Origin of the sequence: Sedimentibacter sp. MB35-C1 (genome assembly GCF_030913635.1) — a bacterium.
Lineage (GTDB): Bacteria > Bacillota > Clostridia > Tissierellales > Sedimentibacteraceae > Sedimentibacter.
Window position 1 is genome coordinate 241,738 of the sequence record NZ_CP133188.1, and the last position, 16,542, is coordinate 258,279.

Consider the following 16,542-nt stretch of genomic DNA (forward strand, 5'->3'; position numbering starts at 1 on the left):
TTATTCCCCTCTTTCAACGGACTTTATCCTGGGATTGATAACCATAATCAGAACATCAACCAGAAGCGTAATAACTATTACAGACGAGGTTATAAACATGACCAGTCCCTGTAAAAGAACAATATCTCTGTGCTCCACAGCCGTGAGAACAAGCCTTCCTATTCCCGGCAGAGCAAAAATAGTTTCGATAACCACCGTTCCTCCGGCAAGTTTCGCAAACTGCATTCCAATTATTGTAACAGGTGCTACCAAAGCACCTCTCAAGGCATACTTTAAGTACACCTTTCCACTGCTCAATCCCTTTATTTTAGCCATATCCATATAATCTTGCTTAAGCGAATCAAGAACCGAGCTCCTGACAATGCGTAAAAGCGTCCCTGTTTCTCCTATAGCCAATACTATGGAAGGCAGTATTATGCTTCTCATAAATCCAGACAGCCCAACGCCTGTTACGGGAACACCGGGAACAGGAAATATTTTTAGTTTAAGCCCAAAATAAACAATAAAAACCATTCCTATCCAAAAGGAAGGAATGGCTGTTCCAAGCTGCATAATGCTTCTTGAAAAATAATCTATAAAACTGTCTTTCATAATTGCAGACAGCATTCCGAATAAAAAAGCAAACACCACCGCAATTGTCATTGCCAGCACCGAAAGTGCCAACGTTACAGGCAAAGCTCTTATTATCAATGTCAAAACCGATTCACCGTAAACATACGATGTTCCCAGATTAAATACGGCAAGGTCAGCAAGCCAGCCAAAATACTGCTGGTAAACAGGCCTGTCAAGCCCCATTGCACTATGAAGCTCTTCAACCATTTCCTGAGTAGCATCAGTACCCAAAATAAGCTGCGCCGGATCTCCCGGTATAATCATGAGAACAAAAAATGTAATCATTGAAACAACCAGCAGAACGATTATTGAACTTTTAACTCGGTTTATTACATATCCTAACATTTCGCACCTGTTTATTCAGTAAAATATACTTCCTTAAAATCATAAAAATCTATAGGGAATATCTCCATTCCGCTGACATTTTTCTGCAACGTAAGCATCGTCTGAGGTGTCTGAAGATATATGGCAGGAAGCTTGTTTGCAAGAATAATCTGAATTTCCTTGTATATTTCTTTTCTCTTTTCATCGTCAAGCTCCTGTTTTGCTTTATCAAGAAGCTCATCAATTTCGCCTGTTTTCAAGCTGATGTAATCGTTACTGTCGGAATAGTACCTTGACAGAAACGCATATGAATCAAGCCTTCCTGTATGACCTATAACCGTTGTTTCAAAATTCTTAGCTCCATACACCTCACTGAGCCACGTTCCCCATTCCACCATCTCTATGTTAACATTTATACCTATCTTACTCAGCTGGTCAGCAATAACCTGCCCTGCATCCACGTGAAGCTGGTAGTTTTTCGGAAGAGACATATCTATATCAAACCCATTTTCATATCCCGCTTCCTTTAGAAGCTCCTTGGCTTTCTCAGGATTATACTCTATTATGTCATTCGTATCAAAATAATCAGGAGATGTTGGCGGAAGGTGCGAGCCTATTTGGTCTCCGTATCCGAACATTGACGCATCTATGACTTCCTGCTTATTAATCGCCATTGCTATTGCTCTTCGAACCTTTTCATCGGCCAATATTTCATTATCCGTATTCAGCGACATTACTTGAACCGCATTCATGGGCTGAGATATAACCTTGTAGTCTGAATTGTTCTGAACCATTGTAACCTGATCACCGGTCAGCGGAACTATATCAAGGTCTCCAACCTGGAAGCTAGCCATCATAGACGTCGCGTCAGGTATCAGCACTAATTTTACCGTTTCAAGCTTTGCTTTGTCGCCAAAATAATCATTATTTCGCTGAAGAACAACGTGCTGTTGTGGAATCCATTCCTTAAGCGTAAAAGCACCTGTCCCCACAGGGTTGTTCTTTAAATTGTCAGCTGCTTCCTCCGGAACAATTGCCGTCCATGGATAAGCAAAACTTTTCAGAAGTTCCACATCCAGTTTCTCTGTAGTAAATTTAATTGTATAGTCGTCAACTGCATCTATACCCACTATATTTTCATAATCCCTAGCTTTAGGGCTTTCCTCATCCTTAAGCCTGTTAAATGAATATAAAACGTCCTTTGCAGTCATTTGCCTGCCGTTATGGAATTTAACATCATCTCGCAATTTAAATATAATTTCCATTCCATCTTCTGAAATATCCCATTCCTTTGCTAGTCTGGGTATAATTTCCCAATCTGGTGTTACTCCTACCAAAGTATCATATATGTTATTTGTAACAGTAAAAGTGGAAGCTGCTGCAGTTCTATGCGGGTCAAGACCTTCGGGCTCGGTTGTATAGCCCATTGTTAATTCCGTCTTGGTGTTGCCTGCATCATCTGAAATGTCTTCTTGATTTGAGCATGCCGCTGCCATAAAAAGCATTAAAGCGACAGCAATAAGTAAAGTAATTTTGAATTTTTTCATTTTCGTATCCTTTCAGTTAATAAAATTTTTTTTAATATCTTTTACTGAAGTAGTTATAATAATATTCTTTCGATTTTCACCTTTTATAATCAAATCATTGCTGTACCTGTAATAAAATTTTTAAATCAACATTATTATAAGCCTTTTTAGTCTTATCATAATTTTATTAAAATGTCAACATATTTTAGGAAAGAGCAGGCTTCGGAAGATATTTTTTTGCTCGTTGATTAATAGTTAATATAATGGTATTATTATATATATATTGTATATATTGAGGTGTAGCATGTACGAAATACGTCAAAAAAAGATGCAGGAACTAAAGCAGAAAAAATGGTATCCCTACGCATTGCTTGCAACCGCAATTTTTTTATTTTCTCAAGGCTCGTCCATAATAAGGTCAAGCATAGGATACACTCTTCCGGTAATACTCATTAGCCTTATTCTTCATGGTAAAAGTGTGGGAACATTATCTGAAAAGCTATTTAAAATCAAATACTCACCAGCAGCTAATGCTGCTATGATTATTTTTCTTGCGGCCATCGCTGCATTCTGTTATTTCAATAAGCTTGGTGTTTTATTAATAATCATACTTGACATTCTTACAATTGCAGTTTATGTTGCTATTGCCTATATTTGCTCAAAATTAAAGACAGGAGATATGTAGATGCTTAAAAGATTTATTTCATATTATAAACCGAAACCGGTAAAAAAAATATTTATACTGGATATGACTTGCGCATTCATCATGGCTTTGTGCGACTTATTTTATCCAATGATTACAAGAAACATTATTAACATTTACGTACCTAACCAGCAACTTAACTTAATGATCACATGGCTTGTGCTTCTAGGTCTAATATACATACTTAAAGTTGGGCTGAACTATTACATAACGTATTACGGTCACATAATGGGAGTCATAATGCAAGCAAATATGAGAAGAGACATATTTGAACATCTTCAGGATCTGCCATTTGTTTTTTTTGATGAAAACAAAACAGGTACTCTGTCATCCAGAATAGTTAACGACCTCATGGATATTTCTGAACTTGCACACCACGGCCCTGAGGATCTGTTCATATCGCTGGTTATGCTTATAGGTTCTTTCATAGCTCTCAGCATAATCAATTTACCGCTTGCACTCATAGTATTCTCCATTATACCGTTCCTGATTTATTTTGCCATGAAACTGAGAATCAGAATGGCGGATTCCTTTATGGAGACAAGAGTTACAATAGGTGAAGTTAATGCAACAATTGAAAACAGCATTTCTGGAATACGAGTTTCAAAAGCATTCAGCAATAAGGAAAACGAAATACAAAAATTCGAAAACAACAACGAAAGATTTAAAAACGCAAGAAAGAAAGCCTACAAGGTAATGGCTGAATTTCATGTAGGTTCGTCATTTATAATAGATTTTTTAAATATATTGGTCTTAAGTGCAGGCGGCATATTTTTCTTCAAAGGATATATAAATTTTGGAGACTTTGCAGCATTCATACTGTACATAGGCAACTTTTTAAACCCAATAAGAAAGCTTATAAATTTTGTTGAACAATACCAATCAGGAATTTCAGGCTTTAAGCGTTTTACTGAAGTTATAGATCAGAAAATTGAAACCGATGAACCGGGCGCTAAAGATATATATGACGTTAAAGGTGATATAAAATTTGAAGATGTAACATTCTCTTATGATAAGAACAAACAGGTATTAAATGATATTTCTTTTAATATTGAAGCAGGCAAAACCGTAGCTTTTGTTGGACCGTCAGGAGGAGGAAAAACAACTCTTTGCCACCTTATACCGCGTTTCTATGAAACTAAGGGAGGAAACATATATATTGACAATACAAATGTTAAGGATTATACCCTTAAATCCTTGAGAAAAAGCATAGGAATTGTTCAGCAGGACGTATTTTTATTTACAGGCACCATTGCAGACAATATTCAATGCGGTAGATTTGATGCCACAAATGAAGAAGTTATAAAAGCAGCAAAAATGGCAAACATACATGACTTTATAATGTCTCTACCGGAAGGCTACGATACATTCGTTGGCGAAAGAGGAGTTAAATTATCCGGCGGTCAGAAGCAGAGAATTTCCATAGCAAGAGTATTCTTGAAAAATCCTCCTATATTAATACTTGATGAAGCAACATCAGCTCTTGACAACGCCACTGAGCTGATGATTCAAAACTCTCTGGAAGAGCTTTCAAAAGGAAGAACAACCGTTGTTGTTGCCCACAGACTTTCTACAATAAAAAATGCAGATGAAATAATAGTTATTACAGATAAGGGCATTCTGGAAAGAGGAAGGCACGAAGATTTAATAAAAACAAAAGGAATATATTCAGAATTATATAATTCCCAATTTAAAGATATAGCTTAGGAGATTCAATGAAAATTACTGTAATCGGTCAATGGGGAGGCTTCCCCCATGTTGGGGAGGCAACTTCAGGATACTTAATTGAACATAACAATTACAAACTTCTTTTAGAATGCGGCAGCGGAGTTATCAGCTCCCTGCAGAAAAAGATTAATCTGGAGGAATTGGACGCAGTGCTGGTTACCCACTATCACTATGACCATTTCTGTGATATAGGTGCACTTCAATATGCCGCGCAAATCAAGACACTTCTCGGGCTCATGAACAAAAGTCTTCCAATATATGCCCCCATGGGAGATTTTTTCAGTCTTTTAAAATGGGAAACCTATACTTACGGCGTAAGCTTTGATGGAAGCAGCGTACTTAATCTTGGTCCATTCGAAATCAGTTTTTTTAAAAACCGCCACCCCGTTGAAGCATACAGTGTTAAAATAAGATGCGGAAATACAGTATTTTCCTACACTTCAGACACGTCCTATTTTGATGATCTTTCCGACTTTTTCAGTGAATCGGATCTTCTAATATCCGAATGCAGCTTCTATGCTGACATGGATGGAACCCAAGCGGGACATTTAAACAGCTCACAAGCAGGGCTGCTTGCACAGAAATCAAACGTAGGAAAACTGCTGTTGACCCACCTTCCCCATTTTGGAAATCATGGGGACCTAATTACACAGGCATCTAAACATTACAGCGGTGAAATCATTCTTGCTTCACACTTAATGGAGCTTGAAATATAGTTAATTAAAAAACCGGCATGATTTTATTATTTGAATCCATGCCGGTTTTTTTGTTTAAATATAATTATTTTGTAACCGCGTAAATATAGTGTCTCCACACCTTAATCCATTGATCCAGCCTGTAATATTTACGCACTTCTTCATCCGAGCCTGCAGCAGGATCGTTCACTACAATGTATTCGACCCCTTCTTTGACCGAAAATCCAACTACTACCATTAAGTGGCCTGTGGGAAAAGCAGAATACGCTCCATCCAGCATATTTTTTTCTTTCATACAAACTGAAGCAACTACAGGCATTCCTTTTGCTATGTAGTTTTTGACAGGATTTATAGATTTACACCTTCTCGTGTAAGCCCTCATACCCATTTCTCCTGCAAACGCAGTATTTTGAGGCCAATTACCGTAAGCTTCATTTCCCAAATCAAATGTCCCTTTAGCCACCTGATCCAACTCAACATTCTTCCCGTGATATTTCAAAACCATTGTAAGTGATGTAGGACTGCAAATAACACGAGCATCTTTGTGCCCGCTTACCATCTGCGAAATCAGCGGAACACCTTCCAATATCTGAAGATAATTTCCCTGAACTTCTTCATCCTCACCTCCGTCAGTTGAAAAAGCAACAAGTCTAAGCCTTGGATTTCTCCCTCTTAAAAAAACCTTTATTTGTACAGCGTCTCCCAATTTTCCGTTTTTGACAAATATTCTGTCTTCTGTACCTCTGATTATCTCATCGCTGTAATAATTTTTAATTCCTGTATTATTTCCTCCGGCAGACCAAACTCCGTAGCTGATATATGGTGTCCAAATGCTTTCAACTCTCATTCTTATAAGCACTTCCACAGAACTGTGGGAGTCAGTTATAGAATTCCACGAAGGTGTTATTTCAGTAAATTTTTCTGTTTCAACAACCGGAGTTTCTAGATATCCTTCTTCTGTATCGTCACTGAGCTCTGTAAATTGTCCTTTAACTTTTAAATTGTAAAGCTTATTTTCGCTTAAATTACTATCTTCACAAATCCAATCCATAGCTTTCCCTCCGAATAATATATTCTATGATAGCATTTGTTAACGATTTTCTCAATTAGCATTATGAAAACATTTTAGTTAATAAATATTGTCATAGGCTTCATAAACATAACTATAAAATATGTAAATAATTTATCTGACAATTGATTTTTATTTTAATTATGTTATACTTTTAAGCAAATCAGTTATGTCTGAAATAAATCTTACTGGGAAGTGAAAGAATGATTGCAATTAAAGGAAGACGCAGATGCGAAAACTGCGGCAAAAAATACTACTACACTTATGCAAAGGGAGAAGCTGCTCAAAATAAAGCAAAATTTAAAGGTAAAGATGAAAATTACAGCGAATGCAAAAATGTAAAGATTCTTTCCGCTAACAGCTATGAAATTACAGTTGTCTGTCCACAGTGTGAATTTGAAGAAGTATTTATTTATACAGATTAACAAGACAGCTGATGCAATACTGTAAAAAAGTACTGCATCAGCTGTCTAAAGTGCTTACAATAGCATGTTATCATCATCAAACTCTTTATTTTTTATTCTGCTGAATTCTTGAATCACATCGGGTACAGAAAGTCCTTTTCTCTCTTCGCCGTTAATACAAATGGCAACAGCTCCGGAATCCATCATTATAGTCCTTGTACCCAGTTTAAGTGCAGATGATATATTATGAGTTATCATCAATGTTGTAATGTTGTTTTCCGATACTATTCTGTTTGTTAATTCCAGCACAGTCTCAGCACTCAAAGGATCAAGAGCTGCCGTATGCTCGTCAAGCAACAGCAAACGAGGTTTGACTAATGTAGCCATAACCAATGTAACAGCCTGTCTTTGGCCTCCGGAAAGCAAGCCTATTTTAGTATCTATCCTGTCCTCAAGTCCAAGATTTAAATCAGCAAGGTGCTCTTTTATATATTCTTTTTCTTTTCTGGAAGGCATTTTTAATAAACCTTTCATAGAGCTTCTCATATATGCTACAACGAGATTTTCTCCTACAGTCATATTCGGCGCAGTGCCCTTCATAGGATCCTGAAAAATACGTCCTATAAATGAAGCCCGCTTATGTTCCGGCATATATGTTATATTCTCTCCACCGAGAATAACATTCCCAGAATCACAAAGAAGCGAACCGGATATAATATTGAACATAGTTGATTTTCCTGCACCGTTTCCCCCTATTATTGTTACGAATTCGCCTTCACAGACTTCCAGGTTCAAATTATCTAATGCTTTGTGCTCGTCATGTGTGTTTTTATTGAATACCTTGTTCACATTAGTTATCTTCAGCATTTCAACCTCCCGCTTCTTAGTTTTCTAAATTCCATTTTCTTTTTAATACTTGGAACCGAAAGAGCAGATACAACAACCAGTGCGGATATCAGTTTCAAATATGATGGAGGAAAATTAGTCGTAAGTATAAGGGCAATTATAAATCTGTAAATAACCGAACCTATTATTACAGATATAAATCCTACTGTAATATTTATATTTTTGATTACAACACTTCCTATAATTATAGATGCAAAGCTTATAACCACCATTCCAGCGCCCATGTTCACATCAGCTGACTGTTGCATCTGCGCCACAAGAGCTCCTGACAATGCAACTATTGAATTTGAAATGGCAAATCCGACCATTTTAGCAAAATCCGTATTAACAGAGGATGCTCTGCACATGCTTTCATTATCTCCTGTCGCCCTTATTGACAATCCCAGCTGTGTTCTGAAAAACCAATTCAAAATTACAAATATTGAAAAAACAATCAATATTAGCGTCAATACTCTGTACGCACTGCTGCCAAATACTGCTTCGGCATAGGTAAACAGACTTTCCTTGTTTAGCAAAGGTATGTTTGCTCTGCCGCCCATAACCATTAGATTAACTGAATACAATCCCGTCATTGTCAATATTCCTGCCAAAATAGGCTGTATGCCCATATTCGTCTGCAATGCTGCTGTTATTATACCGGCTATCGCTCCTGCCAGGAGTGCAAGAATAAGACCAAGTACAGGCCTGCCTCCCAATGCAAATACTGCCGAGACGGAAGCTCCAAGCACAAAGCTTCCATCAACCGTCAGGTCGGCCACATTCAATATTCTAAAAGATATATACGTTCCAAATGCCAGGAGCGAATAAACAAGCCCTAATTCAATTGCTCCCATAAATGATGTTAAACTCACTTTAAACCTCCTGTTTTAACAGCCCTTGTAGCATAAAATTTATTTATTAAAAGCATTATTCTACGATCTTAAACTCCTTTAATGCTTCATCTGAAATCTCAATTCCTATTTGTTCTGCTGTGCTCGTGTTAATTATTTTTTCATACTCCTTTAAGGTTTCCACAGGTATATTTTCTATACTCTCGCCTTCAATAACCTTTTTGATCATTTCCGCAACCTGTCTTCCTAAAACAGTGTAATCAATACCAACTGTTGCAAACCCTCCGTCTGCAACCAGTGAGTCAGCACCCGTATATACGGGAATACCAGCTTTTTGAGCCTCTGATGCCAGAACAGGCATTGCAGATGCCACCGTATTGTCGGTAGGCGTAAATATAGCATCTGACTTTGCTGCCAATGACTGAGCTGCCTGCATCAATTCGCTTGAATTTGTAATAGTGGATTCCACATAGTTTATGCCTTTTTCATCTAAATACTCTTTAGCTTTATTTACAGCCGCTACCGAATTCACTTCTCCTGTGTTATATACAAAACCGAATGTCTTTATATCGGGAGTAATTTCAAAAGCAAGGTCAAATATTTGCTTAACATCAATTGCATCAGAAACTCCGGTCACATTTCCCTCAGGTCTGCTTAAATCCTCTACTAAGCCTGCTTCAACAGGGTAGCTTACAGCCGCAAAAATTACGGGAGTTTCCTTTGTAGCTGCAGCGGCAGACTGAGCAGTTCCGGTTCCTATTGGAACTATGATATCCATTTTATCACCTGTGAATTGTGATATTATTGTATTGATGTTTGATGGGTCTCCTTGAGCATCCCTGTAAGTTATTTCAACTCTATCTGCCAATCCTTGCTCTTCCAGCCCTTTAATTATATATTCTCTGATTTGATTTAATGATGGATGCTCAACAGGCTGAATTATCCCTATTTTAATTTTAGAGCTTTCAGTTGATGTCTGAGAATCCTGATCTGCTTCATTAGTTTCCGCACTTGTTGTGCACCCTACCAACAACATAAACATAATTGAAATAATTGTGATAATAGATACTATTTTTTTCATTTTATTTCTCCTTTTTGTATTAGAATATTATACAAAACTCGCCGTATCATTTCCTGATTATTTACAATTTCCGGCAGTGCATAAAAAAAACCTGTCCTTTAGAAAAAGGACAGGTCTAACCTGCGGTACCACCTTAATTGACTGAAAATTCAATCCACTTTAACAAAAATGCCATCACATTTTCTGCCTGTAACGTAGGCATACGTTTCAGATACTAGAGTGTTAACTCGTTCACCTCACCCTCGGCGATCCATTTGTCTGTACTGCGTTCTGCAGGGCTCTCATCCCCACCTGCTCTCTGTAAGTGCACGTATCAGTTTAATCTTCGCTTCAACGGTTTGTTTTTGTATTTGAATAGGATTGTATCACCGTAATTTTTGTTTGTCAACAATTATTTTTTAATTTTCTTGCGCAATCAAATAACGCTTCTTTGCGATTTTCTAGCTTCTCCTCAATCACAAGTTTCAGAATTTCATTCAAAACAGAACCTAAAACAACTCCCTTAGTAAATCCTTCCCTAATCAAATCTTCCCCGTTTATTTCCAGCATATTTAAATTGTAACATTCTTTGTTAATTAATATTTCATTCAATATTTTTTCCGCACTTTTTATATTTTCCAGCTCACGCTCACGTTTTAACGCCTTAAATACAGCTGTTTTAAACTTTAATAAGTTTACAAAATTATCATAACCGATTTTACTCAACATCGTTTTAATAAGCACTTTACTAGGTACCACTTCTTCATCTTTGTGTGCTGCTATAAACTTGATACTTTTAATCGTCGCTCCGTCATATTTCAAATTTCTCAATATTTTTTCTGCTTCATTTGTTTCATGCAGCATCAAAGCAAGCCTTAAAACCACACCTTCCCCATAACCCATTGAATCTAAAATCACACTCCAATTATCTTCACTAATGTTTGCTATTTCAGGAATAAACACTTCTATTACATCCTTATATTCCTTCAGTATATCGTAATAATTTACACCTGTAATGAGCTTATTTAGTTCCGTAGATATTCTCTCTCTTGAAATGTTGCTCAGAAGATTTCTATTGCTATGTATGCTCGAAGATGTTCTTGCGTCTATATTAAAATCTAAAACAGAAGCAAATCTAAGCGCTCTTAAAATTCGAAGCCCATCCTCATTAAATCTTTCATCCGGGTCGCCCACACACTTAACTATTTTGCTTTCAATATCACGCGCTCCGCCAAACAGATCTATTATACCGCCCTTGTTATAAGCAAGTGAATTAATGGTAAAATCTCTTCGTTTTAAATCGCAGGATACATCTTTTGTAAAAATTACTGAGTCGGGACGTCTGTTGTCAGTGTACTCTCCATCTATTCTGTAGGTTGTAACTTCAAGCTGTCTGCCGTTTATTATAACAGTAACAGTTCCGTGCTTAAGCCCTGTATTTATAGTCCTAAAGCCATCAAAACATTTGGTTATTTCCTCCGGTCTCGCTGAAGTAGTTATATCCCAATCATTAGGAACAACACCAAGCAGGCTGTCTCTTACGCAGCCACCCACTATGTATGCTTCGAATCCATTTTTATTTAAGATATTTAATGCAGTCTTAACCTCTTTTGGAATATTTTTAATTATCATCTAAGCCTTCTTCATTTCTTTTTACTTAATTATAACCTAAATATAAAATATGGCAATAAAAAATTGCTGTACAGCTACCATGCTGCTACACTTAATTAAAGAATTTTAAACCTGTAAGTTTTTATCCACAGCTTCCTTCCCATTTTCATAAATTAATCCACAAATTAGTGATGTCAATGGGGATACTAATACAAGACCCAAGCATCCTACAAAAGTATGAACTATTTCCGCACTTATAGATTTAGAGTTTAAAATGTTAAGCATCGGAGTTCCCTGCGCCATATAAACCATCATTACCGAAATATAACTTCCCATATAAGCCAGAAGCAATGTAGTAGTCTGACTTCCCACAACTGACTTTCCAATGTTTAGGCCAGATTTTATCAAACTTGCGTTTGAAACCTCAGGATTGCTTAAAGCAATCTCCTCTAAAGCGGAGGATATATCTATTGCCAAATCAAGAACTGCTCCCGAACATGCCAGATAAATTCCCGCTTGAAATATCGCCGTTAAATTTAGTGACATAAAGCCTGAATATAATAATGATTCAGACCATTGCATAACCGTACCGTCAATTTTAAAATAGCCGGTAAAGAAAACAGCCATCAAAGCAGTTAAAAACGAGCACAGCATTGAGCTTATTATAGCTGCATATGCCTTTCGGGTAAATCCTGCCACCAACAACAAAGTTGTAATTGTTAATATATTTCCAACGATAAGCCCCACGATAAGCGGGTTATATCCGTTCAGCATACATGGAATTAAAATTTTCCATATGCTGAGCATCGCTAAAGCAAATGATAATAAAGTCCTCACTCCTGTAAATCCCGAGAAAATTATAATTGCCGCAGCAAATAATCCTGCGAGGACTATTTCCTTGTTAATCCTGTAATGATCTACCATATTAGCATAGGCTATGTTATTTTTGTCATCAAACTCCAAAAGAACCCACGCCTTATCATCTTTTTCAAAAACTTTATCAAATTCATATTTTCCAGTAAATAAGTTTACAGCTTCAATCCTGCTTCCCTTGTGGCTTCCTGTTTCAATTTCTATCAAGCATCTCTGCTCTCCCTGATTGACAAGCCCTATGCTGTGTATTGTTGAATTGTCAGCTGAAATTACTTTAGCTCTTACACCTTCTGAATTAAAATAAATTTGTTTATCAAATCCAGTTTGAATAGTGCTTAAAATTATTATAAAAGCAATAACTACCAAGACATATATAATTTCTTTTTTGTTTACATTTATCAAAATATCATCCTTTCAGCTGTAATGCAGTGCAAAATTATTTAGATATACAAACAGACCGGACACCCGGTCTGTTTCATTAACTAAGTCATCAAAGCAACCAACCTCAACATATCTGAACAGACGCAATGATTGGCTGCCTGAATGATAACGCGATTATATTTATTTTGTATTAATTTTTGTAACTTCTGCTAACTTTTCAAACACATCGGTATTATCATACGATCCGCTAAATTTTTCAGCTCCAGCTCCCACTGCATATACTGCCACAGGAACTCCTGTATGAGAATAAGAAGTCCAGCCTATACCTGCTTTATTATTTATAATATGAGTAAGTGTAACTGACAGCGGATTATATCCACCGTATAACAAATACGCATCATCACTGTCGCTTTTTTCTTCCTTCATAGATTCCTCGAAACCCTGCTGCAATTTTTTATATTCGCTCTCCGTCATTTCTAAAGGATTTACATCTTGTCCCAAAGATTCTTCGTCAATTCCGTTTGGAGCAACAAGGCCAAAATTTTCAGTAATAACAGGCATAACATCTTCAAATTTCAAATCATCACTTTCTTCTTTCATACTGCTTATCAGTTCATTAAATGCAACGTAAGACATTTTTTGCTGATCAAGTATATCAAATGCCGTATTGTATCCTGTTGCAGCATATCCTATTGACATACCTCCTGTTTCATGATCCCCTGTAACTATAATAAGTGTTTCTGACGGATGCTTTTCAGCAAAATCTAAAGCAACCTGAATAGCATCCTCGAACGCTAAAACATCTGTAATTACTGATTTTGCATCATTTGCATGAGCGGCCCAGTCAATTTTTCCAGACTCAGTCATTAAGAAAAATCCGTTTCTATTATCTAAAACATCGATTCCCTTTTTAACAAAATCTGCAAGCTGCAGATCATCTTCTTTAGTATCAATCGCATAAGGCATTGCGCCGCTGTCTTGAAGAACAGGACTTAATGCATATGCTTTTCCTGATTTGTTATTAAGAGCAAGAATTTCTTCTTTTGTATCTGCTACTTCGTATCCCTTCTCTTCCAAAACTGCAAATGCATTTTTCTGATCTTTATCGGCACCTGTAGCCTTATTTATAGTACCGCCTCCAAAGAAGTCAAATCCAGAATCAGCCATCTGCATAGCTATATCATAGTAATTATTTCTTGATGCTGCATGAGCATAATAAGCTGCAGGAGTAGCATGGTTTAAAGTTACGTTTGATATAACTCCTATTTTCATATTTTTTTGTTTTTTCAAAAGTTCAGTAATAATAGGTGCAACAGTAGTCTTGTCAGTCTCCAGACCTATTGTACCACTGTGAGTTTTGATGCCGCATGCAAGTGATGTTGCAGTAGAAGCCGAGTCAGGTGCAAAAGATGTTGAATCCTGCGTAGTTGCAATACCTGCTATGGGAAACTGAGTGAAGTTTACCAAATTAAGACCTACTTCTCCTTTTGTGTTGTTTCCCTCATATATCTGAGCCGAATTTACTTGTGCAAAGCTCATACCGTCTCCGATAAACATAAATATGTACTTAGGTGCCTTCGCTGATTTTGATTGTGCCGCCAGTTTTTGACTTACAGCCGGTTCTTCCTGTTGTGATATTTGCTGAGCGTTTGCAGTTGCACAGCCTGTCAAAATTCCTGCTACCATTACTATACACAGTATAGCAGATAAAATTTTCTTCATTGAAACCTCCGATTATAATTATTATTATATTTCACTTACATATTAGCTAAATAATATAAAATCAAAAGCTTCACAGAGTAAAAATCAGGTAATTTTTACATAAATAGTTTTATGAAATGTATAAAGCATTGTTCCTTCGGCATAAAATGCTTTTCATTTTTCAGCATATAAAAATTCACGCCTAAATGCGTGAATTTAATACTTTCATTTTTTTATTCCTGTACATTTTAACATCGGCAAAAGCAAGTGCCTCGTCAAAATTCATGTTTTCAGAACTGCTTACTTCACAAATTCCATAGCTAAATGCCACTGTTATACCGTAAATTTCTTCTGACATAATCTCTTCAGCTATGTCTTTCATTTTTCTTTCGGTCATCTCTAAATCATGGCCCTTAAAAAGAATAACAAATTCATCTCCCGCAAGCCTTGAAACTATGCTGGATTTATCCGCAAAGTTTCTGAGTCTGGAAGAAAAATTCTTCAATATCATATCTCCGTAGTAATGCCCGTAATTGTCATTGATAAGCTTAAAATCATCAAGATCAATCATAACAAGACAAAATGGAAAACAATTGTCTTTACCATTTAATTCTCCATCAAATTCCTTTATAAGCTTTCTCCTGTTAATAAGTCCTGTAAGTTCGTCATAATTGGCCAGATGCTTTAGCTTATTCTGAGCTAGTGCATTTTTAATGGAAATTTCCAGTTCACATTTAATTTGTTCCATTAAATTAAGGTCTTCTTCTGTAAACCTGTGATGTGGAATACTAGAATCTATATTTATTAATCCGATTAAATGCCTGTCAATATATATGGGAGCAGATAAAGTGCAGCTGATATTAAGGGCATCAATTCTTTTGAGCCCTTCCGTTGTTCCTTTATCCGCATTTAGTCTGTCAAATTCTTCAGGATTGCATATTACCGCGGCCTTTTTAAAACCGTTTATCTTATAGAGAAATGCCTCTTCTTTTCGTATTGAAATATTTTTAAGCTCATTGCTATAACCTATAACCACTTCATAGTCAAACTTATCTTTCTCATTATCATAAAGAAGAATACTGCCATTTGTTGCATAAGGTATTAACTTGACCACAGCATCCAGCACAATGTAATATATTTTATTCTCATCGTTTGTTTTAGATATTTTCTCGCTGGTTTCAAAGAGCAATTTTCTTATGTTTTCATATCTGATCAAAAGCTTTTTATATTTTTGCAGCAATATTAATTGGTATATAAAAACAGATGCTGAAAATAAAAGAATCCAAAGAATTACAAACTCCCGATCTTGCATATAGCACCTCATTTATTTATAATAAATATAAGCTTACTATAATTATAGCACAATATGAAATATATTGTTAAATTTTTTATAAAAATTTACATATTTATAATTAAGTTCCAAGGTTTCAATTATTTTACGAATAAATTTTATACTTATTTATGTCTTGCCACAAAGCACAAACAGCAGCCAAAATAATACCGCTGTTATCATTGATCTTGCTGCACTATTTTATATATTTAATTCAGTGGATAATGTTATTTACATCTATCAGCTCTTTAGCTGTTTTCAGCATTTTCGGCGGAATATATATGTTTATATTGCTGTTTAGCGGAAATACTTCTAAAGATTCTGATTTTTCGACTTCTTTAAAATATGGCACATCATAAGATTCAAGCATTGAAATAATTACATCTGCTTGCGCAACAGTAAGGTTTGATATGAGCAGCGACTTGGTTTCGTCGCTTTTATCTGCTGATTTGGTATAGTACCCGGCAATAAACGGCGTTATTAATATAAGGAGCGCTGTCCAAATGATGTAATAAATTATAAACAAATTCGGCAGTTTAACATATCCGTCAAAAAATAAATTCAACGAATTAATAACTATCAGAGGCAAAAACATAGCCAGACTTATAACAATCCTTGTTGATATTTTTGGGTAGTGCTTTGTGCCGCATACTGTACATATTATCGGAGCATATCCCTTAACCCATATTGATTTTAATACGTCTTTGTACTTAAATCTATCCGAGCATAAGCTGCATTTATACATACCAGGTTTCTCCCTTAAAAGCTATAAAATTTAGCAATAAAATA

General features: G+C 36.1%; 15 protein-coding genes. 4 read left to right on the forward strand and 11 right to left on the reverse strand.

The features are described 5' to 3' along the window. Positions 1-957, reverse strand: coding sequence for an ABC transporter permease (locus tag RBQ61_RS01165; protein WP_308138719.1), 957 nt, complete (start codon positions 955-957; stop codon positions 1-3). A gap of 11 nt (positions 958-968) precedes the next feature. Continuing rightward, positions 969-2,483 (reverse strand): ABC transporter substrate-binding protein, encoded by a 1,515-nt coding sequence (locus RBQ61_RS01170; protein WP_308138720.1) that lies wholly within the window; start codon positions 2,481-2,483, stop codon positions 969-971. Positions 2,484-2,766: 283 nt separating this feature from the next. Here RBQ61_RS01170 and RBQ61_RS01175 point away from each other — a divergent pair, with 283 nt between their 5' ends. The 3 genes from RBQ61_RS01175 to RBQ61_RS01185 are packed head-to-tail and all read left to right on the forward strand — an operon-like array spanning position 2,767 to position 5,609. After that, positions 2,767-3,147, forward strand: coding sequence for a hypothetical protein (locus RBQ61_RS01175; protein ID WP_308138721.1), 381 nt, complete (start codon positions 2,767-2,769; stop codon positions 3,145-3,147). Beyond that, positions 3,148-4,872 carry an ABC transporter ATP-binding protein gene (locus tag RBQ61_RS01180; protein WP_308138722.1) on the forward strand — a complete coding sequence of 575 codons (1,725 nt, stop codon included), beginning with the start codon at positions 3,148-3,150 and terminating at the stop codon, positions 4,870-4,872. Positions 4,873-4,880: 8 nt separating this feature from the next. Further along, a complete protein-coding gene (locus RBQ61_RS01185; RefSeq protein ID WP_308138723.1) occupies positions 4,881-5,609 on the forward strand; it encodes an MBL fold metallo-hydrolase in 729 nt (242 codons plus the stop codon). Positions 5,610-5,673: 64 nt separating this feature from the next. Here the strand turns inward: RBQ61_RS01185 and RBQ61_RS01190 are convergent, their stop codons facing one another. Then, positions 5,674-6,639, reverse strand: coding sequence for a C39 family peptidase (locus tag RBQ61_RS01190; RefSeq protein WP_308138724.1), 966 nt, complete (start codon positions 6,637-6,639; stop codon positions 5,674-5,676). A gap of 221 nt (positions 6,640-6,860) precedes the next feature. On the opposite strand from RBQ61_RS01190, the gene RBQ61_RS01195 reads away from it, so the two are divergent. Then, a complete protein-coding gene (locus RBQ61_RS01195; RefSeq protein ID WP_308138725.1) occupies positions 6,861-7,082 on the forward strand; it encodes a hypothetical protein in 222 nt (73 codons plus the stop codon). A 54-nt stretch (positions 7,083-7,136) separates the two neighbouring features. Here the strand turns inward: RBQ61_RS01195 and RBQ61_RS01200 are convergent, their stop codons facing one another. From RBQ61_RS01200 to RBQ61_RS01235, 8 genes are all read right to left on the reverse strand, one after another. After that, positions 7,137-7,928 carry an ABC transporter ATP-binding protein gene (locus tag RBQ61_RS01200; protein ID WP_308138726.1) on the reverse strand — a complete coding sequence of 264 codons (792 nt, stop codon included), beginning with the start codon at positions 7,926-7,928 and terminating at the stop codon, positions 7,137-7,139. Further along, complete coding sequence (locus RBQ61_RS01205; protein WP_308138727.1) at positions 7,922-8,818, reverse strand: ABC transporter permease; 897 nt, start codon at positions 8,816-8,818, stop codon at positions 7,922-7,924. Before RBQ61_RS01205 ends, RBQ61_RS01200 begins: the two co-directional genes overlap by 7 nt. A gap of 55 nt (positions 8,819-8,873) precedes the next feature. Continuing rightward, the gene (locus RBQ61_RS01210; protein WP_308138728.1) at positions 8,874-9,878 is read right to left on the reverse strand and encodes an ABC transporter substrate-binding protein; all 1,005 of its coding nucleotides are present in this window, start codon (positions 9,876-9,878) and stop codon (positions 8,874-8,876) included. Between the two features lie 384 nt (positions 9,879-10,262). Next, a complete protein-coding gene (locus RBQ61_RS01215; protein WP_308138729.1) occupies positions 10,263-11,489 on the reverse strand; it encodes a CCA tRNA nucleotidyltransferase in 1,227 nt (408 codons plus the stop codon). 105 nt (positions 11,490-11,594) lie between these two features. Continuing rightward, positions 11,595-12,746 (reverse strand): YibE/F family protein, encoded by a 1,152-nt coding sequence (locus tag RBQ61_RS01220; RefSeq protein WP_308140079.1) that lies wholly within the window; start codon positions 12,744-12,746, stop codon positions 11,595-11,597. A gap of 156 nt (positions 12,747-12,902) precedes the next feature. Next, positions 12,903-14,444, reverse strand: a complete 1,542-nt coding sequence (locus RBQ61_RS01225) for an alkaline phosphatase (RefSeq protein WP_308138730.1) — start codon at positions 14,442-14,444, stop codon at positions 12,903-12,905. Positions 14,445-14,625: 181 nt separating this feature from the next. Beyond that, positions 14,626-15,735 (reverse strand): sensor domain-containing diguanylate cyclase, encoded by a 1,110-nt coding sequence (locus RBQ61_RS01230; protein WP_308138731.1) that lies wholly within the window; start codon positions 15,733-15,735, stop codon positions 14,626-14,628. A 232-nt stretch (positions 15,736-15,967) separates the two neighbouring features. Then, the gene (locus RBQ61_RS01235) at positions 15,968-16,498 is read right to left on the reverse strand and encodes a TIGR04104 family putative zinc finger protein (RefSeq protein ID WP_308138732.1); all 531 of its coding nucleotides are present in this window, start codon (positions 16,496-16,498) and stop codon (positions 15,968-15,970) included. Positions 16,499-16,542 lie beyond the last annotated feature (44 nt).